At 70.7% G+C, this 409-nt stretch carries 1 protein-coding gene; it reads left to right on the forward strand.

All coding sequences use genetic code 11. The features are described from left to right. Positions 1–139: 139 nt before the first annotated feature. On the forward strand, positions 140–409 hold a 270-nt coding region (locus A612_RS12045; protein ID WP_141630358.1), incomplete at its 3' end, for a DUF3391 domain-containing protein.

Raw genomic sequence — 409 nt, forward strand, 5'->3', positions numbered from 1 at the left:
CGCCGGCGGCGCCCGGCATCGCGCGGCACCACCCGCCACAGGGGCCGTAACCATTTGTATGGCGGGCGTGCCACAATGCGGGCTGGTGGGCGCCCCGAAGCGCTGTGCCTGGCTGTTCTTGCTTTCCTGTTCCTGCGACATGCTCAAACGCATCCCGATCCAGCAGCTGCGCCTGGGCATGCACGTGCACGGGCTTTGCGGCTCGTGGATGGAACATCCCTTCTGGCGCACGCGCTTCCTGCTCACGGACCCGCAGGACCTGGAGCGCATCCGGCGCACGCGGATCCAGACGCTGTGGATCGACACCTCCAAGGGCCTGGACGTGGAAGAAAGCGCCCCCTTCCGGCCGCCGTCCGCCCCTGCCGCGCCTCCCGAGGTGCTCGCCGGCGCGGCCGAGGACGGCAGCCGC

The sequence above is a fragment of the Melaminivora alkalimesophila genome (assembly GCF_000282995.1).
GTDB classification, from domain to species: Bacteria; Pseudomonadota; Gammaproteobacteria; order Burkholderiales; family Burkholderiaceae_C; genus Melaminivora; species Melaminivora alkalimesophila.